The sequence below is a fragment of the Shewanella sp. MF05956 genome (genome assembly GCF_059758055.1).
Map to the genome: position 1 here is coordinate 37,059 of NZ_JCAYNV010000018.1, position 19,915 is coordinate 56,973.

The following is a 19,915-nucleotide window of genomic DNA, read 5'->3' on the forward strand; positions in this document are numbered from 1 at the left end:
TTGATGCTAGATTGTTAAATATCTAAATTAAGTTTATGTAATTAATAGGTTTTATATTCGTATTGTGATGATGTTTTGTTCGCTTAGCAAACTAATGCTTTGTTAACATTTAGATTCACAATCACAATCACAATCATGATCACATTCATTGTCTGTTTGCGCATAAAACCACTGGGTTGTTAACGGCGCGTAGCATAATGACTCATTAACTTAATCAATAGCGACTCATCTCGCTGTGATGACTATTTTCAAGGATGATAAATGCAAATTCGTCTTGCTTCGAGCATCGATTTAGAACCACTGAGCGCCTTATTTGATTTGTATCGCCAACAATTTCATCAACCTAAGGATTATGCTGCTTGCCATGCCTTTTTAAAGCATCGTCTTGCTGAAAATGACACCATGATTTTTGTGTGTATTAAAGACGATCATATGGTGGGCTTTACGCAATTATACCCATCATTTTCATCTTTATTACTCGCCCCCGTTTGGTATTTAGAAGACGTGTTTGTGTTAGCGGAATATCAACAACAAGATGTTGTTGATAAAATGCACCAAAAGGCTGAACAGTTGGCACAAAGCACTGGGGTGTTATTGATCAACCGTTATGAGCAACAGGTGTTAAAGGAACAATGTACTGCTTAAGCTTTATTAGTTTGCAGTTTATTGACGGCCACTCATAACAAGCTATAAACCTCGGTTCCATTTTCTGATAAAATGACCGAGGTTTTTTTGTGTCCTCTATATAGTTACTGCATTCAAGGTGTGGCCGATTATCGGGACGGGATAATGTTAAGGAACAGAGATTGAACAAGAGCGTAGCGACAAATTTAATAGCCGCCATTTTTGTATTGGTCGGTTACGGCTTAGAGCAGCAAATCGTATTAACCATAGGCTTATTTGCATTATCTGGCGCAATCACTAACTGGTTAGCGATCCATATGCTGTTTGAAAAAGTCCCAGGGTTATATGGTTCTGGCGTCGTGCCATCACGTTTTGAAGAATTTAAAGCCGGTATTCAACATTTAATGATGCAGCAGTTTTTTACCCAAGAAAACATTGACCGTTTTTTAACGAGCAGCAGTGCCAGTCATATTGATTTAACGCCCGTGATTGAAAAAATTGATTTAGCGCCGTCTTTTGATGCGTTGGTTGATACGATTGAGAAGTCATCGTTTGGTGGCATGTTAGCAATGTTTGGCGGCACTGAAGCGCTTATCCCATTAAAAGAGCCCTTTATTGAAAAAATGAAGCTATCTTTGGTCGAATTAGCGCAAAGTGATCAATTTAACGCTATTTTAGTTAGTGAGCTTGAACAACCGAGTGTCATGGCAGATATGCAAGCTAAGGTCGCCAATATTGTTGAGCAACGCTTAAACGAGCTAACCCCAGAGTTAGTCAAGCAGATAATACAAGATATGATTAAAACCCACCTCGGTTGGTTAGTGGTATGGGGCGGGGTGTTTGGTGGCATTATTGGTGCTGCAGCGGCACTGATACAGTAAGACGTCACTTAAGGCATTTTGCTCACATTAATCATCGACTCGTTTTATGCTCATCATCTAATAGCCAGTGTGTTTAACACCTTTAATTGAGGTCAATATGAGCCAGCACAACAAAATTAATTATTTAGAAATACCGGTAAAAGATGTGTTGGCCACTAAAGCCTTTTTTAAGCAAGTGTTTGGTTGGCAGTTTCAGGATTACGGTCCTGATTACAGTTGCTTTTTACAAGTGGGTATTGACGGCGGTTTTTACCAGTCGTCTACCCAGTTTACATTAGCAACAGGCAGCCCATTGATTGTACTTTACAGTCAAGATTTACTGGCGACACAAACTGCAATTACTCAAGCGGGCGGTGCTATCAGCCGTGATGTTTTTACTTTCCCCGGAGGTAGACGTTTTCACTTCACCGACGTAAATGGTAACGAATATGCCGTATGGTCAGAATAATCGCTCGACAGTTGAAACACCTTGTGTCCGCCATTGTTGCTTAGACAGCAACGATGTGTGTTTAGGTTGCCATCGCTCGTTAGATGAAATCCTAGCGTGGCATTCGATGAACGATCAACAAAAAACTGCCTTGTTCGGCATTATGCAGCAACGCGCAATTGCGAGTAAACATCGCTAATCTGTGGTTTCACCAGCCTATTTTTCCTATTTTTCCTGTATTGCCTAATTTGTTTGCGGTTCAATATCGGTTCTAAAGAGCGTAAACCCACGCGCTTGATAGTTATGTAATGCACTGGGGTGATCTAACGAACACGTATGCACCCAAACACGTTGAGTATTGGGTAATGCCCACGCATGTTCGATGGCTTGTGTGAGTAAATCGCCACCAAAGCCCTTACCAATAAACCGCTCTCCTAGGCCAAAATACATTATTTCTACATTGCCAGCTTCTTGTTGCTGTAATTCAAAATAACCAGCTGGTGCCCCCTCAACATAAGCAACATACAAGTGCAGGTTTTCCGCTTCGCTATAGGCTTGCCATTGGTTGTCTGTCCACGCCAGTTTATCGGTCCATTCCCATGCCGCGCCGACAAACTGATACAGAAATCGATTGAATTCAAATTGTTTAACCTTGGTCTGGATTAACGTTAAACCGTTAGATTGCGGCTTAGCGTTAAGTTGACTGCGGTCGGTCATTTCTAAATTAAAAATACTGATTTCTGGCATCTATCGGATTCTCTTTTTGTGCTTTTGAGTGGTTAGTATAAACAAAAACACCACCTAGGTAGGTGGTGTTTGCTATGCGACTTGCAATTAATAAGCGCTGGCGTGAACGTTTTTCACTGCACGGCCCGATGGGTCGTTAATGCCTTGTAAGCTTGCATCCCACAATAGCGCTTCTGGTGTAGAGCAGGCCACTGTTTTGCCACCTGGTACCGTTTCTGCTGCACTGGTTAGTGGGAAGAACTCTTCAAAGAAGCTGCGATAGAAGTACGCTTCTTTTGACTCTGGCGTGTTGTACGGGAAACGGAATTTAGCGTTAGCAAATTGCACGTCATCAACGTTGGCTGCCGCGTGAGCTTTTAAGCCGTCAATCCACGAATATCCCACACCATCACTGAATTGCTCTTTTTGACGCCACACCACTTCTTTAGGCAATTTGTGCTCAAATGCCTGGCGTAAAATGTGCTTCTCGATGCGACCGTCTTTAGACATCTTCGCTTCAGGGTTAATGCGCATTGCTACATCAATAAACTCTTTATCTAAGAAAGGTACGCGTGCTTCTAGTCCCCATGCTGCCATGGCTTTGTTAGCACGCAGGCAATCAAATAAGTGTAACTTATCAAGTTTGCGCACTAATTCTTCATGAAACGCTTGGGCGTTAGGCGCTTTATGGAAATACAAGTAGCCACCAAATAGTTCGTCAGCACCTTCGCCAGACAACACCATTTTAATGCCCATAGCTTTAATTTTACGTGCCATTAAGTACATTGGCGTAGCGGCACGAATAGTGGTGACGTCGTATGTTTCTAGGTGATAAATCACTTCTTTAATCGCATCTAAGCCTTCTTGGAAGGTGTACACAATTGGGTGATGAATAGTGCCAATAGCATCGGCCACTTTTTGCGCCGCAACCAAATCAGGAGATTCTGCTAACCCTACTGCAAATGAATGCAGTTGTGGCCACCATGCGCCTGTTTCTCCATCGTTTTCAATACGGTGTTTTGCATATGTTTGGGTAATGGCTGAAATCACTGATGAATCTAGGCCACCAGACAATAATACTCCGTAAGGAACATCCGACATTAATTGGCGTTTCACCGCCGCTTCTAATGCGTCACGTAATTCTTCAATGCTAGCTGGGTTATCTTTAACGGCGTCAAAATCGCGCCAGTCACGATGATAATACTGAGTTGGTTTACCGTCGGCAGAATATAGATACTGTCCTGGATAAAACTCAGCAACAGTTTTACATACTGGCATTAATGCTTTCATTTCAGAGGCAACGTAGAAGTTACCAGACGCATCAAGACCGGTGTAAAGTGGGATAATACCCATGTGGTCGCGACCGATTAAGTAAGTGCCTTTGGCTTTGTCATACAGTACGAATGCGAAGATACCGTTCAGTTTGTCTAAAAAGTCACAACCGTATTCTTGGTAAAGTGACAAAATCACTTCGCAATCTGAGTTGGTTTGATACTGGTATTTGTCACCTAGCTGAGCTTTTAACTGCTTGTGGTTATAAATTTCACCGTTTACGGCTAATACTATGTTGCCATCAAGACTGATAAGCGGTTGCGCTCCGTGGTCAACGTCAACAATCGATAAACGTTCATGCGCTAAAATGGCTTTGTCATCAGCATAGATGCCAGACCAATCTGGACCGCGGTGACGCAGTAGCTTTGACATTTCTAACGCCACCTGGCGAAGTTTACTTGCATCAGTTTTGATGTCTAAAATTGAAAATATTGAACACATAATACGGCTCCAGCAGCGTTAGCTAATCTTTATCTGTTTTCTACTTTGCCAGTATTTTTGTTAACTGCCAAGTCAATTTTTTGAGATAACATCATAAATATGGTGTTTTTAATGGTTTTATCTCTTTTAAATATCTTTTTGTTTGAGTAATGTTTTGTGAAATTGCTATTTATCTGCAGTATCTTTATTTTTATCGCGATAATGGCTATTTTTTTTAAGATTTCATAATCAAATCCCACTAAAAGCCATAATTGCACTAATGCTGTGCGCTTGATGTTTATTTGAGCAAAAGTGGGGCTTAATGGTCATTTTACGGCATTAACATGGCCATAATAGCGCCTACGGGACATGCAGATGCGCGATAATGGGGCTTCTATTCACTCACAGGTAGCCAATCATATCTAACGAGTGATGTGTTTTAATACTCGATATGATCACTTTTTTTGCTCACTCAGCCGAACCTGATGAATAACATCATTTTATAACGAAAACTTATTGAAGGAGAAAGAATGGTAGGTGAAACAAATTTAACGACATTACTCTCATCAATGTCACCGGTATTGTTAGATGATGAATACGTTTTTTGCTCAGTGCCGGGCGGCCAATATGGTGATTATCAACGCTTATCGCCACTGGCGACCTTTCGCGAATCAGAAGGGTTGACGTTAGTATTAACCAAAACGGCAGCGCTAGAGGGTGGCTTGTCTTTTGAGTCAGTGTTTAAAGGCATTACCTTAACGGTACACTCTAGTCTTGATGCCGTTGGTTTAACGGCAGCTGTGGCTAATAAACTCACCGAAAAAGGCATCAGTGCCAATGTCATTGCCGCTTATTATCATGACCATATTTTTGTGCAAACCGAAAAGGCGGCTTTAGCCATCGAAGCCCTAAATGAATTTAGCAACCTGTAGTCACGTTTATCCAGCGGCTTGGCTCACACAACGCTTACATGACACAAAGATTAATGGCACAGATGGTTACTAGCAAAATAATAGCCAAATACTAGCCAAATACTAGCCAAATACTAGCCAAATACTAGCCAAATACGAATAAAAAAAGCCCATCAAATACATGATGGGCCAATCCTTGCTGGGGGGAAGGAATTCGGTGGTGCTGCGCTAATCTGCAGGACGTAATTGATTAAATTCAGAACCGGCAAAGTAGCCAGGCCAATCTTGATTGTTACCTAACTCAGCAGCTGCTTGGTAGTACACGCCCAAATCTTGCAATGCACCAGATAAATCCCAATCTGCATGGTAATGATCGCATACGTTGTGATAACAGCCTTTCATTTGCTCACTCATTAGCGCTTTATATTTCGCGGTTGCTTCATCAAGCGGCTCTGCGCCGCCACCGGCAAATACGGCTGGAACGCCTAACTTGGCAAAACTGAAATGATCTGAGCGGAAAAAACCGCCAGAGGCTGGATTGCTTTCACCAGTGGTGACCCGGTTTTGACTTGCCGCAGCCTTATCTAAATACACTTCTAACTCGGACTGGCCTTTGCCGACAATGGTGTAATCTTTGGTTTTGCCATACACATTGGTACTGTCGAGGTTAAACACTGCAACCGTTTTATCGATAGGATAAAGCGGATTGGCTGCGTAGTAGCGAGAACCGAGTAAGCCTTGCTCTTCACCCGTGGTAGCAATAAAGGTTAATGAGCGTTTAAGGCCATTCCCCGCTTTAGCTTGCTCGGCAAATTGACGCGCTATTTCTAATATGCCCGCTGTGCCTGAGGCATTATCTAGGGCGCCATTGTAGATTTTGTCGCCTTCTTTACTGTCATCGGTACCAATATGATCCCAGTGGGCGGTAAACAGAATATGCTCATTAACCTGGCTAGTACCAGGTAAGGTAGCCACGACATTATAACTGTCGGCATAGTCCGCTTTATTGGTAAATTCGATAGAGGCATTTTGGGCTAAATCAACGTTTAATGCGCTGTCTGCCGCGCGGTCCATTAACGAGGGTAATGATAAACCCGCTTTGTTAAACAAGTTGTTGGCACTGTCTAAGGTTATCCAACCTTCAACTTGTACTCGTTTGTCTTGTTCAGTTTTGTTCAGCACTAAATCTTGTTGCGCACCTGTCCAGCTATTTTCAACCACCGACCAAGGGTAGGATGCGGGTTTGGTGTCGTGGATAATAATCGCGCCCAGCGCACCTTGACGGCTGGCTTCTTCAAATTTGTAGCTCCAACGGCCGTAATACGTCATGGCATTGCCGTTAAACTTTTTATCATTAGGATGCGCAAAACCGGGATCATTAACCAATATAATGGCTATTTTTCCTTGCATATCGATGTCTTGATAATCGTTCCACTCGTACTCAGGTGCATTAATGCCATAACCCACAAACACCAATGGGGCATCCTTGATACTGACTTGTTGGTTGTCGTGGCGACTGCCCAGCACAATATCTTGGCGATATTGCATTGCTATACCCGCTAAATTAACCTTTTGTTGTTCGCTCGCGGTGTAACTCACCATCGGCACAGGCTGTAAAAAGCTGCCATTATTTGCACAGGTAAGACCCATTTTAGTAAAAGCGGCAGACAGATAGTCAAGGGTGAGTTTTTCACCGTGGGTCGTGGGCGCACGGCCTTCAAATTTGTCTGATGATAAGGTTTCGATATCGGTTCTAAAGCGCTGCTCGTCAAAGCTCACTTGAGTTGTTTTTGTTGGGGTATCTTGTGGTGGGGTGGTTGACTCACCACCATTACATGCACTGAGCAGCGCTACGGCGCAAAGAGGAAACAGTCGTTTCATGCTCTATCCTGATTATCGTTTTTATTATTTCGGACCAGCATAATGAATCAAGCCAGCGCGCTATGACAAGGGCTCTGGCTTGATAATGTGTTACCTAATGTAAATGTAATGGCTTAATGTAATCGTTAAATGTGTGGCCTTACACCACGTCAATATCACCGGCGCAGGCAAACACATGGTTTGGTCTAAACGGTTCTTTATCGATGTCGCTCATTTGGCTCACGCCACTGGTGACTAAAATAGTTTCAAGCCCTGCTTGAAAGCCCGCTAAAATATCGGTGCGCATATTGTCACCAATAATAATGGTATTTTCAGAATGGCCTTGAATGTGGTTCAGTGCGGAGCGAATAATCCATGAGCTTGGCTTGCCCACGTAAAAGGGCATTTTGCCTGTTATACGTTCAATAGCAGCACACAATGCGCCACACGCGGGGCTAAATGCTGGGCCATGTGTATCTGGATTGGTGGCAATAAATCGTGCACCGCCCGCCACAAAACGTGACGCTTTATGGATCATTTCCCAGTTGTATGAGCGCGTTTCGCCCACAATAACAAAATCAGGGTTAATGTCGGTAATCGTAAAGCCTGCGTTGTACAACTCGTGGGTGAGGGCGCCTTCACCAATCACATAGGCCTTGGTGCCGGTTTGGTGTTTAAGAAAATCCGCCGTTGCCATTGCCGAGGTATAAAAGCAGGTTTCGGGTACATTAATGCCCGCCGCACCCAGACGGTTTTGTAAATCTTTACCGGTTTGTACAGGATAATTGGTGAGAATAACCAGCGGATTGCCTTGCTCTAAGATGCGGTGAATAAATTTATCACTACCAGGGATTAACTTGTTGTCGTGCAGTAACACACCATCAATATCACATATAATATTTTTCATTCTTTCATTTCTTCCTTCAAATACAACCTACTTACATCTAATGCTAATTCAGACTAGAAAACAACGATTAAATGCAAAAAATGCAGGTATTGAATTAACAGCACTATTCGTTAAATGAAGGTTATTTGAAGGGATAAATAAGAGTGATGGTTATGTTAATTATTACTTTCATTGTGCTAACACATATACCTCCTGTCGTGCAGTCACACCTTTAGCTAGATCGTTAGGTTACCTTTTTCATTTCGGACCTCCTTCCTAAAGCGTTCCTAGCACACTCAGTGGGTCTTTCAAGCGACAAAATAACGCAAAAAACAGCAAAGCCATTTCTATGTGCTTCAGGCTAAAGTATGATGATGTTATAAATTTGTGAGGGATTATAGGTTTTTAAGGGTTTTGGACTGTCTGTATAATGCATTTTCTATGTTTATAAGATGTAGTGCATATAATTGATTTACACTTAATGACAGTCAATATACCGAGCGTTATCCTATAAACAGGATCTACTTATTCCGATACAGGTGCCTCAATAATGTTTGATTTATCTATCAAAAAAATGCTCCAAATCACAATCACGCTTTCCTTGTTGGCTTTAGTGATTTTGATTTCGGTCAGTAATATTCAACAAACCCATATTCATGAAGGTGTCGTGCACGAAGAGGCGCAGGTTAATGCTATTTTCGCGCTTAAAGACACGCGTTATTTTGTGGTGCAAATTCAGCAATTTTTAACCGATGTTGGCGCCACCAAGAGCGATGAAGCTAAAGCGGAAGCATTAGAAAGCCTAAACGGCGCACTCGAAAAGCTTGATTTATTGATTGCTGTTGCGCCAGAGGTGAGTCAAAGAGCGCAAGAGATTAAACGCAAGGTCAATGATTTGCATGCCTCTGGCGTTAATATGGCTGATGCTTATTTAACTCAAGGTACTGAAGCGGGTAATCAGCTTATGAAAGGGGCGGGTGGATTTGATGAAGTGTCATCGAACCTTGCTGATGATTTAGATTTATTGGCTGATGAAATTGATGGTAAATTTGATGCCGCGGTGAAAGAGACCTTATTCGCCACGCAATCTGCTGCCAGCGTGCAATTGTGGGGTAATATTGGCCTCGGCGTGTTTCTGACCATTATTTTATTGCTGCTTTACCGCGCGATTGTTAACCCTTTGAGAATATTAGATGATTCGATGCGCAATATCGCCTCTGGTGCAAAAGATTTAACGGTCAAATTGGATGACAGCGGCAATACTGAAATTGCCAAAGTGGCACGTAGCTTTAACCTGTTTGTACGCCAAATACGCGAGTTAATTACTGACTTTAATGACAATAGTCAACAATTGGGCACGGCAAGCGTGCAGTTAACCTCTTCAAGCAATGAAACCTTAGCCGGTATGCAGCGTCTACAAAGTGAGACCGAGCAAGTAGCAACAGCGATGAATCAAATGCAAGCCACCGTGATAGAAGTGGCGAACAATGCCGAATTAGCCGCCCAAGCAGCCAAGGACTCTGATACCCAAGCGGTGCAGGGTGATAAAGTGGTTCAGCTTACGATTACCTCAATTGAAGCATTAGCCAATGGCGTTGAGCACGCAGCCACCGCGTTACATCAGCTTGAAAAAGATACCGATAATATTGGCAGTATTTTAGATGTTATCCGCAGTATTTCTGACCAAACCAACTTACTGGCTCTTAACGCCGCGATTGAAGCTGCACGTGCGGGTGAGCATGGCCGAGGCTTTGCGGTAGTGGCGGATGAAGTACGAACATTGTCAAAACGCACGCAAGATTCGACCAATCAAATTCAGCAAATGATTGGTCAGTTACAAAACGGTGTGAAAGATGCGGTGACCGTAATGGATTCAAGTCGTCAGCAAGCATTTAAGAGCACAGAACAAGCCGCGCAAGCGGGTGAGGCACTCAGTAAAATTACTGAATCGGTTGCGACTATATCGAATATGGCGACTCAAATTGCTACTGCCGCTGAAGAACAAACCGCAGTGACGGATGAGATTAATCGTAATATTGTTAATATCAGCGACGAAGCAGGATTAACGGCGAACAACGCGCAGCAATCTTACAGTGCCAGCGTGCAAGTAGATGAGTTATCGCAGCAACTGCGTGGACAAATTGGTCAATTTAAAACGCATTAGTTAATGGTTTAATCCACCATACGATCACTATATGTGGTTATTGATTTGATTGATAAAATGATACAAAAATGCCTGTTAGCGATAACAGGCATTTTTTATTGTGTTGATGTGGTTAATGGTTAATGGTAAGTAATTAACCGCTAATCAGGCTTAACATTCAACGATGTTAACCGCTAAACCACCTTTGGCAGTTTCTTTGTATTTGCTGCGCATATCTTTACCGGTGTCCATCATGGTTTTGATGACTTTGTCTAACGACACCTTGTGATTACCGTCGCCGCGCAGTGCCATGCGTGAGGCATTAATGGCTTTCACCGCGCCCATCGCATTACGTTCAATACACGGCACTTGTACGAGGCCGCCAACAGGATCGCAAGTTAACCCAAGGTTATGTTCCATGCCGATTTCGGCGGCGTTTTCGACGTGCTCAACCGTACCGCCCATAATTTCGGTTAATGCACCTGCTGCCATCGAGCAAGCTACGCCTACTTCACCCTGACAGCCTACTTCAGCGCCAGAGATAGAGGCATTTTTCTTGTATAAAATACCAATTGCAGCTGCCGTGAGTAAGTAACGGCTACAGACATCAATGTCGACTTCTTGCACAAACATATCGTAGTAACACAATACCGCAGGGATAATGCCCGCAGCACCGTTTGTTGGTGCGGTAACAACGCGGTCGCCCGCGGCATTTTGCTCGTTAACCGACAAGGCAAATAAATCAACCCAATCCATTGCGGTTAGCGGATCAGTATTATTACGACCTTCGGCTTTTAGGCGGCGATAAAGTGCAGGGGCACGACGACGTAGCTTTAAGCCGCCAGGCAAAATACCTTCTTTTTGATAACCGCGCTCTACGCAGCTTTTCATGGTTTGCCAAATTTTCCACAAACCTTGTTTAATGTCTTCTTCGCTGGCGATGCTCATTTCGTTAGACATCATTAACGATGAAATGCTTAAACCGTTATCGCAGCACAGTTGCAATAAATGCAAAGCACTGTTGAAGTCGTAGGGGGCTTGTTCAATCGGTGTGGCAGGTGAGGCATTACGTTGGGTAATTTCATCTTCATCAAGAATAAAGCCGCCGCCTACAGAGTAATAGGTGCGCTTATAAATGCATTCGCCTTTTGATAGCGCGTATAACGTCATGGCGTTTGCATGCGCAGGTAAGGTTTTACGTCTGTGGTAAGTGACGCCATCATCACGGGTAAACTTAACTAAACGACCATCGGCCAGAGTGAGTTGTTGGTTTTTTGAGACCGCGTCTAAAATGGCATCAACCCCATCGGTGTCAACGGTTTCAGGATCTTCACCCATTAAGCCTAAAATGACCGCTTTACCGGTACCGTGGCCTTTGCCTGTTTGACCTAAAGAACCAAACAATTCGGCTTGTAATTCATCGGTTTGATCCAATAAATTGTTGTCTGCTACATGTTGAATAAAAATTTTACCAGCCTTCATCGGGCCCATCGTGTGGGAGCTTGAAGGACCAATACCAATTTTGAACATGTCAAATACACTAATCATCTTGTGTAACCCTTGCTGAGTCGTTTATTGTTTTCGTTATTAGTGAGTATAATCGCCTTATATCAACTTGGCGGTTTATCTCTTTTGTGAGCAGAGTATCCCACAGTTTGATGAATGACAGTTCATTAGATTTTTTTATGCATAATTTTCACATTAGCTTGTCTTATCATGCACAATAACCGCAATATTTAGACGTTGACGATACGATTAGGGGAACAGTTTGAGCTATTTAATGATGGATTTAGCCGGTTTAACAGTATCAAATCTGGAAACCGAGCAGTTACAACACCCAAAAGTGGGTGGGATAATTTTATTTACACGCAATTTTGAAAATAAAAACCAGCTAATTGAGCTAGTTAAGCAAGTTCGCCGCATTCGGCCAGAATTGTTAATTGCCGTAGACCACGAAGGTGGCCGGGTACAGCGTTTTCGTGAAGGTTTTAGTTTAATTCCTGCGATGGGTGATATTTTACCCGCTGCGAACATGGATTTAACATTAGCAAAACAATGGGCGAAAGAATGTGGCTTTTTAATGGCGATAGAGCTACTTGCGTGCGATATTGATTTAAGTTTTGCACCGGTCTTAGATGTAAACGGTATAAGTGAAGTGATTGGTAAACGCAGTTTTAGTCCTAACCCTGCACACGTCAGTGCGCTAGCTGAGCAGTTTATTATCGGCATGAACGAAGCGGGTATGGCAGCAGTAGGTAAGCATTTTCCTGGACACGGCAGTGTTGCTGCCGATTCGCACATTGCAATGCCAGTAGACCCTCGCACTAAAGATGTGATTGACGCATTTGATATGGTGCCATTTAAGCAACTGATTGGCCAAAAACAGTTGCAAGGAGTGATGCCCGCGCACGTAGTGTATTCAGCTATTGACCCTAATCCTGCTGGGTTTTCAGCATACTGGTTACAAACGGTATTACGTCAACAATTGGCGTTTGACGGGGTGATATTTTCTGATGATTTAGGCATGAAGGGCGCGAGCTTTGCGGGTAACTATCAAGGACGTGCTAAAGCGGCTTTAGAGGCGGGATGTGACATGATTTTAGTGTGTAACGACCCGACAGGCGTTAATGCATTACTGACTGATTTTGTTTGGCCAGCAGATGAGCCGCTGCATACGGCATTGGCGCTTAAAAGTCAGCCTGCGCAAGTGTGCCATGCTCTAGAGCAGCAATCCCGCATTCAAGCGGCGCAAGTGCTCATGTTGGAAATAAATAATTTCATAAAATCGCTAATGTAATTATTAGGGTATTCAAGTATTTGTCATTGCGGCCATGGTGATCATTTATTTTGAATTATTCGGCATTCAATACAGGGTAAAATCGCGCTTCGATACGACCCTGTTTTGCTTTAGCTAGTTTAAACCGAAAAGCGGTTTTCAGTGTCTCTGAAAATGCTTTTCTACTGTGTTATGTCTGTTGCTTTAATTACTTTTAGGGGCAAAAAGTAATCTCGACCTTGCTTACTAATGTGATCTGCAATGTTAACTTGGTAACCCGTAACATTGATTGAAATAAAAGCACCTTCGATGTTCAGAAGTTTTATTCAAGCTAGGTGGTAGTGATTCCATTAGACTTTTCAGAGGTTTTTATTTGGTAAGAACAACGTCGTTTTATTAAGAAAGCATATTCATCACATGCATGTAAACGTCTAACGAAGTAAACCTAATACTGATGTTATGTTTCTCTAATAATACCTGCTCAATGAGCAATTTGGAGCTGGTGATGAAAACTTACAGAACCACTACTCAGTGGCAGATGCTACTTCAGCAACGTAGCTTGTTTAGTGGCACTACTATCGAATTTTGCCAACTACATAAAATCTCTATCATCACTTACTATAATTAGCGTGCTTTACTGGTTGAGTACAAGCCTAATTCAACTTTGCCAATGCTGTGCCTGGCTGCGTGGTTGATTATCTTTAATGATATTAAGATCATACCAAAAAAGAGACAAGCTTAATTGACTGTTCTGCTTAGCCGTCTGAGTTGGTCTACCTTCATGCTGTCATGGGCTCATACTCGTCGTAAATTTATCGACGAGAAAAAACTACAAAGGAAAAATATAACCGGTAGAGTTGATGTGATACTAAGCCTTATCCAAAAGTTGTACGGTGTTGAGCCACGGGTAAAAGTGTAAAGCAGTGATGAAAGTACGTCGCTAGACAAGAGGTTAGTCTGCCTATTCTAAGCAAGCTTAAACATCACTTACCTTGATGAACAGTGTCAACTCAAGCCGGACATTGGCAGCCTGTTACATCTGACTTTAAACAATCGGTGCAGTTAGCTAGTCGATTACACTAGAAAGTATATTTTAACGAAAAAAATAAAGAACGGGGTTCTCCGATAAAATACGAGTATTGATTAAAACTAAAATCCGCTCTTTCTGCATAGTTTTGATTAGTTAAATTTAATATACGTGCACTAAATGTTAAATTCCTATGGATGTCAGTATTCATTCTCAAGTTCAATAAATTATGACCTTCATATTCAGAGGTATTCTCAGGGTTCAAGAAATAATTACCTAAGTGAATCCATTCAAGTTCAACTCTTGACCCTTGATCACTGTTCCATCCTAACTGCACACTCCCCATGTGCTGTGGTGCAGTGTCTATTTCATTTCCTTTGATATCATTATGACTTAGATTCAGTGTTGAATTATATTTGTGGTTTGCCAAAGTACCATTAGCATTTAGGTATAATCTATACGGTAATTGATAATTAAGACTTAATTCAAAGCCATTGTGTGACGTTTTGCCATCACTGATATTCTGTCGATTAGTATCTTGAAATATAAAATTATCTTTTTGCATCGTAAACGCGGTTATATCGTAGTAAATATCTGAATATTGCCCTCGTAATCCAATTTCAAAGGAGCTGATTTGCTCAGGTTCTAAGTCCGCGATTTGTTGCCCTGCTTGCAACCGAAATAACTCTGTAGCTTGAGGTGCTCTATAACCTATTGAATAAGTGGAGTAAATACTATGTTTATCACCAAGTAAATATTGGCTGCTTAACTGATATGCTGGTTCAGCAAATGTAACATTTTGATCTTTAGGTCGAGTGAATCTACATTTAGTGACATTAACATTGCAAATATCACCATCGGATAAATGATTTTTATAATTATACTTAGTTTGTTCTAATCGAACCCCTGCAGAGAGTGAGCCTTTCGATGACCAAGCCCAATTAAGTTGGCTGTATAAGGCTAAAATCTTTGCATCTACGGTGTAATTATAATGAACTCCAGTGGGGGTTGTAGGTGAAAAGTCTGCAGCTTGGGTTTCTGTTAAGTCGCCTGCTGTAAGATCTATATCTGCACCTAAATGCCATTGCGCATCGCCAAATTTTTTTACCATATTTGTTTTTAACCCAAGTCCCAGTTGATCATTTTCTTCTAATGGTTTCCAAGGCAAATAATGTTGCAAAAAGGCCATATCGGTCCAACGAACATATGGAGTAATACTGTAGTTTGTATTTTGATCAACCTGTATATCTACTTTGCTATATGCTCGCACCGATTTACTGTCTCGAAACGCTTCTGGATTTGGATTAACTTGTCTTAAACTGTGATCTTTATAAGCTTCAAATCCGGCAACTAATCCTGCCGTTTCTTGATTTAAATTTGTAACAGCGATAACGCTTTTAACATCGAGTTTATGTGTTCGATATTGATGTATTGCCGTCGCTTTTTGTTGTTCATAACCACTGTCATTTTTATAACCACCATCTTGGCTAGTATTGCCAAAAAACATGATGGCGTGGTCATCCATTAAACGTGTTACGCTTATATGATTATTCAAATAATCGTGGGGACCAATGCCAATTCCTATGGAGTTTGTTGCTTGATCTATTGGATTAGGAGTAATGATGTTAATAACACCATGAACAGCATTTGTGCCAAATAAAGTACTTGATGGCCCTCGGAGTACCTCAATGCGTGCAGCTTGTTCACTATTCACATCAAATAACTGATTTGCATTACAAAAGCCTGGAGCTCGAACTGAAATACCATCTTGTGCTATGACAAATGCCCCACAGCCTCCTGCTCCCGTTAATACGGGGGAGCGGATCGCCGTTAAATGCTCTTGTCCATTTCCGCGGCTAATCCAACCGCCAGCTACGCGTGAAAAAGCTTGATTAATGTGTTCATGTTCAATAAAACCTAATTCTTCGGCATTGATTACCGCCAAATTACTTGCAACAGAGAGTAACGGACTCTCTGTTGCAGTAGCTGTTACTGTTATTTGTTCAATAGATTCATTTGAGGTGTTTGCTAATACAGCGCCATTAGCAAGTAGAAGCGAAAATGTAATTATTTTTAGTTTCACAGGTATTCCTAATCTTCATTTGCTCAAGGTTTTAAAATGATACTTATTGCGTACTAATAAATTGCCCAATATAATCAATAACTTGGTTTGTGTGATCTAAAAAGGGTGTATGACTGCTTGTATTGATTACTTTTATCTGTAGATTATCGACAAAACGAGGTATTTCTCGAAATGTGTCGTTAGAAAACGCTTTGTCATCTTTCGACCAAATTAATAAACTGGGAACAGTGACCCGGGCAGCTTTACTCGGCCAATAACTCTTTTCATTAATATCATCAAAATTAGGAATATTGGCTTTATACCAATTAATCGCTGCTTCTGCAGCACCTGCCTGACTCCATGCCGATAAGAATGCACGCTTAAATTCATCACTTAACACACCTTGTTCATGCAGTTTAGCCAGTGCCTCGCCCCACATTAATTCAGGTCCTTTAATATAAAAGTAGAGTTTTCCAACCCAACTTGTCATTTTACTGATATATCCAGATGCAGCCCTTTGTGAATCACTGTTTGACAGCATATTTAACATGACATTATATGGTGGTGCATTAATAACGATAAGTTTATCGACGAGTGCAGGATGTTGCTGAGCCACTGACCAAGCTAAAACGCCTCCCCAATCATGACCAATGATAATAACGGGTCTATCATCTGCTACATATTTAATTAATTCAACAACATCGCTCACTAAACACTCGATTTTATAATCATTTATTTCGGGTGGTTTTTCAGTAAAACCATAGCCTCGATTGTCTGGTGCAACTACATGAAATCGTTTGCTTAATGGTTTTAGTAATGGATCCCACGTTTCACCGAAATATGGAAAACCATGCAAGAGTATTATTACAGGGCCTGAACCTGACTCAACATAATGAAACCTAAGTCCATTTATCATTACAGTGTTTGATGAATAACCCAAATAGCTCTTTGGCTCGTTAACTTGTTGTAATGTCAGTGTGCCCTGATTGTTATCACAACCAGAAATACTCACAAAACCTGCTATCGAGATCAAAAAAGACAACATAATTGTTATTTTCATATTTCCTCTATGTATTAATTAAGTTCGAACAAATCAAATTACTAGTGAACACTTCGACATTAAAATGAAAAACAAAATTAAAAACAGGTTTAACACCTTTAAAACAATGACTAATCCACATTTATCGTGTTTTTAAATAGATGTTGAATCATATTTATAGCGCCAAACCATAAGTTTATCAAATAAAAATATTGACTACTGAACAATATGTCAATAAGTTATCAGTCATTAGTGACACATTGCGTAATAGCGCTGCTGGTTTGTCAATTAACGCCGTATCTTGATTAAATAAACATTACAACAAGGGATGCACTTACGTATGACTACATATATAAAAAAAATAAAAATCATTGGTACAGTGATGGCTATACCATTTGCGTTATCGTCTATTGCGCAAGCAATTGCAGCTGAATCTAATGGGGCACAAAAAGAACAGACTGAAATTGAAGTCATTACTGTCACGTCTGAAAAACGGGTATCAACTCTGCAAGAAACGCCTATTGCAATTAGTGCATTTAATGCAAATGAATTAGCCCGCCAAGATATTGAAGAACCCAATGACATTCAATTTGCTATACCGAATGCAATGTTTACCGATCGCGGCACTTACAATATTCGCGGCGTGGGAAATAATGCAATTGGCGCATCAGCAGAATCTGGCACAGGGGTTCATGTTAATGGGATATATTTAACGGCTCCGTCAGCGTCAAATGAGTTTTATGATTTACAGACCATTGAAGTATTACGTGGCCCTCAAGGTACCTTATACGGGCGCAATACCACTGCGGGTGTAGTGAATATGATCACGCAACGCCCCACAGAAGATTTTGAAGCCAGCATTAACGTTGAGGTTGGTAATTACAACAGCCTTCGTACTGTTGGCATGGTCAATATCCCCATTAGCGACAATATTAAACAACGGTTTGCGTTTAACACCGTTAAACGAGATGGGTTTACCGAAAATATTGCCACGGGTAATGACATTGACGGTCGTGACCAATTCTCTGTTAGAAGTACAACAGCATTTCAGCTCAGTGATGCACTTGATGCCACTTTATTTGCGCAATATTATAAAGAAGATAGCAACCGCTCTAATCGACGAGGTGTGCGTTGTATCTCTGATCCCATCTTAGGTTGTGCCTCTGACAAAACTGGCTTTGAATTTGTTGATTCAGACTATTTAGACGGTAATCTTAAGGCTGCATTAGGTGCATCAGCCGCTATTGTTAGATCTGACTTTTTTAATACCAATCCAGATGGGTCAATAAAAATTAACCCTAATGACCCGCATAAAGTCAATCTTGATAATGACCCTATCGCTATAGCCGATGATTTGCTAGTCTCTTTCGAACTCAATTATGTCATTGATTCTGGTATATTTACCAGCGTAACTGCATATCATGATAGAGACAATGCTGGTCAACGAGATTACGATAATGCCAATGGGTCTAATGCTTTTTTGATCCCTGTTAATTACGTTTTCAATGATGATGTTGTATTACAAGGCACTCGCAATTACGAAGCGGTACAAGTGCTAGAGGCGACATCAAAGCAATATAGCCAAGAGTTTCGTTTCGTGTCTGATTTAGATGCTAATTTCAACTACACGGCTGGGGTCTATTGGTTAAATTATGAATCAGACTCAAGAGTCGCCACCTTCGTCCCTTATCTTAGTTTATTAGCTTCGGCACTGCGTCTTCCAAATGAATTCCATGAGTTTGACACTCGCACGCCTGAACTTGATACAAGCTCATGGGCGATTTTTGGTGAAACCTACTTTGATTTAACCGAAAAGCTTAAATTAACAACGGGTATTCGCTATTCAAATGAAGAGAAGAGTCAGTCAACACAAACCGTGTCTCCGTTAAGTTTTTTACAACCAGGCTTCGATCCAACCGCATTTGAGTATTTAGAAAATGACTGGCAAGAAACCACCGGAAAAATTGGCTTAAGCTACGACGCTGATATCAGCTTTACTGATGACACACTATTTTTTGGTACATTAGCCCGCGGTTACAAAGCTGGCGGCTTAAACCCAGGTGGTGCAAGCAAAAAAGCATTTGACGCTGAATATATTAATTCTATTGAGTTTGGTACCAAAAACACCATGCTTGATCGCCGCTTACAAGCTAACGTCACCGTGTTTTACTATGATTACTCAGACATTCAACTGGGTGCATTAGAGCAAGGTGGAACCGGCGCAGCGATTACAGATAACACAGATGCAAAAGTATCTGGTGCTGAGTTTGAATTTGTCGCAATGCCAATTGCCGATTTAATGTTTAATTTGAATGTGGCATTACTTGATTCAGAAATCACCGGCACATTCTCAACACCAGACGGTAGCTTAGGTCGCACGGCAATAGCGCCAGATGTTAAAGGTAATTCTTTGCCTTATGCACCAGAATCTTCAATTCAATTCGGCGTGCAGTACACTCACGGGATTTTCAACGATTTAGAAATTACCTACCTTGCACAAACATACTGGCAGGACGATTTCTATGCCCGCGTATACAACACGTCTACAGATAACATTGACAGCTGGAACCAGACTGATTTTACCGTATCAATTTCAGACACTTACAAACTATGGGAAGTTGAAGCGTTTGTGAAGAATGTCAGCAATAACGACTCAGTCACAGGCTTATCTGTAGAAAACTCATTAACGGGTAGATTCCGCTTACCCGCTATTTTAGACCCGATTCAATATGGGGTGAGATTTCAGTACCGTTTTGAATAATAAAAACTGACGCAATGGATATTACAGTAAATAGTATCGC

The 19,915-nt window shown here is 41.5% G+C and carries 15 protein-coding genes and 1 pseudogene; 9 read left to right on the plus strand and 7 right to left on the minus strand.

Annotated elements, in window-relative coordinates:
• The first annotated feature begins 261 nt into the window (after window positions 1-261).
• The 4 genes from AC19MX_RS17725 (at window position 262) to AC19MX_RS17740 (ending at window position 2,131) form a co-directional block, all read left to right on the plus strand.
• Window positions 262-645, plus strand: a complete 384-nt coding sequence (locus tag AC19MX_RS17725; protein ID WP_432403868.1) for a GNAT family N-acetyltransferase — start codon at window positions 262-264, stop codon at window positions 643-645.
• Window positions 646-806: 161 nt separating this feature from the next.
• Complete coding sequence (locus AC19MX_RS17730) at window positions 807-1,505, plus strand: DUF445 domain-containing protein (RefSeq protein ID WP_432403866.1); 699 nt, start codon at window positions 807-809, stop codon at window positions 1,503-1,505.
• A 97-nt stretch (window positions 1,506-1,602) separates the two neighbouring features.
• Window positions 1,603-1,953 (plus strand): VOC family protein, encoded by a 351-nt coding sequence (locus AC19MX_RS17735; protein WP_432403864.1) that lies wholly within the window; start codon window positions 1,603-1,605, stop codon window positions 1,951-1,953.
• On the plus strand, window positions 1,934-2,131 hold the full coding sequence (locus AC19MX_RS17740; RefSeq protein WP_432403862.1) for a DUF1289 domain-containing protein: 198 nt from the start codon (window positions 1,934-1,936) through the stop codon (window positions 2,129-2,131). Before AC19MX_RS17735 ends, AC19MX_RS17740 begins: the two co-directional genes overlap by 20 nt.
• A gap of 44 nt (window positions 2,132-2,175) precedes the next feature.
• Here the strand turns inward: AC19MX_RS17740 and AC19MX_RS17745 are convergent, their stop codons facing one another.
• Together AC19MX_RS17745 and asnB are read right to left on the minus strand one after the other, a co-directional pair.
• Window positions 2,176-2,679: a GNAT family N-acetyltransferase gene (locus tag AC19MX_RS17745; protein ID WP_432403860.1), complete on the minus strand. Its 504-nt coding sequence runs from the start codon at window positions 2,677-2,679 to the stop codon at window positions 2,176-2,178.
• 87 nt (window positions 2,680-2,766) lie between these two features.
• A complete protein-coding gene (gene asnB / locus AC19MX_RS17750; protein ID WP_432403858.1) occupies window positions 2,767-4,431 on the minus strand; it encodes an asparagine synthase B in 1,665 nt (554 codons plus the stop codon).
• A 509-nt stretch (window positions 4,432-4,940) separates the two neighbouring features.
• Here asnB and AC19MX_RS17755 point away from each other — a divergent pair.
• Window positions 4,941-5,342, plus strand: coding sequence for an ACT domain-containing protein (locus AC19MX_RS17755; RefSeq protein WP_432403856.1), 402 nt, complete (start codon window positions 4,941-4,943; stop codon window positions 5,340-5,342).
• A 207-nt stretch (window positions 5,343-5,549) separates the two neighbouring features.
• Here AC19MX_RS17755 and AC19MX_RS17760 read toward each other — a convergent pair whose 3' ends face one another.
• Both AC19MX_RS17760 and AC19MX_RS17765 read right to left on the minus strand, forming a co-directional pair.
• On the minus strand, window positions 5,550-7,202 hold the full coding sequence (locus AC19MX_RS17760) for a M28 family metallopeptidase (protein ID WP_432403854.1): 1,653 nt from the start codon (window positions 7,200-7,202) through the stop codon (window positions 5,550-5,552).
• 139 nt (window positions 7,203-7,341) lie between these two features.
• A complete protein-coding gene (locus AC19MX_RS17765) occupies window positions 7,342-8,088 on the minus strand; it encodes an HAD-IIA family hydrolase (protein WP_432403851.1) in 747 nt (248 codons plus the stop codon).
• Window positions 8,089-8,617: 529 nt separating this feature from the next.
• On the opposite strand from AC19MX_RS17765, the gene AC19MX_RS17770 reads away from it, so the two are divergent.
• On the plus strand, window positions 8,618-10,231 hold the full coding sequence (locus tag AC19MX_RS17770) for a methyl-accepting chemotaxis protein (protein WP_432403849.1): 1,614 nt from the start codon (window positions 8,618-8,620) through the stop codon (window positions 10,229-10,231).
• Between the two features lie 150 nt (window positions 10,232-10,381).
• Here AC19MX_RS17770 and AC19MX_RS17775 read toward each other — a convergent pair whose 3' ends face one another.
• On the minus strand, window positions 10,382-11,758 hold the full coding sequence (locus AC19MX_RS17775; protein ID WP_432403847.1) for an L-serine ammonia-lyase: 1,377 nt from the start codon (window positions 11,756-11,758) through the stop codon (window positions 10,382-10,384).
• 220 nt (window positions 11,759-11,978) lie between these two features.
• Between AC19MX_RS17775 and nagZ the strand changes: the two genes are divergently transcribed.
• Both nagZ and AC19MX_RS17785 read left to right on the plus strand, forming a co-directional pair.
• Window positions 11,979-13,007: a beta-N-acetylhexosaminidase gene (gene nagZ, locus AC19MX_RS17780; RefSeq protein ID WP_432403845.1), complete on the plus strand. Its 1,029-nt coding sequence runs from the start codon at window positions 11,979-11,981 to the stop codon at window positions 13,005-13,007.
• A 769-nt stretch (window positions 13,008-13,776) separates the two neighbouring features.
• Window positions 13,777-13,967: pseudogene (locus AC19MX_RS17785) on the plus strand (IS66 family transposase); the annotation flags it as partial.
• 98 nt (window positions 13,968-14,065) lie between these two features.
• On the opposite strand, the gene AC19MX_RS17790 reads toward AC19MX_RS17785, so the two are convergent.
• A complete protein-coding gene (locus AC19MX_RS17790) occupies window positions 14,066-16,096 on the minus strand; it encodes a TonB-dependent receptor (protein WP_432403843.1) in 2,031 nt (676 codons plus the stop codon).
• Between the two features lie 43 nt (window positions 16,097-16,139).
• On the minus strand, window positions 16,140-17,087 hold the full coding sequence (locus AC19MX_RS17795) for an alpha/beta fold hydrolase (RefSeq protein WP_498299317.1): 948 nt from the start codon (window positions 17,085-17,087) through the stop codon (window positions 16,140-16,142).
• A gap of 367 nt (window positions 17,088-17,454) precedes the next feature.
• Here AC19MX_RS17795 and AC19MX_RS17800 point away from each other — a divergent pair, with 367 nt between their 5' ends.
• Window positions 17,455-19,875, plus strand: a complete 2,421-nt coding sequence (locus tag AC19MX_RS17800) for a TonB-dependent receptor (protein ID WP_432403839.1) — start codon at window positions 17,455-17,457, stop codon at window positions 19,873-19,875.
• The last annotated feature ends 40 nt before the right edge of the window (window positions 19,876-19,915 follow it).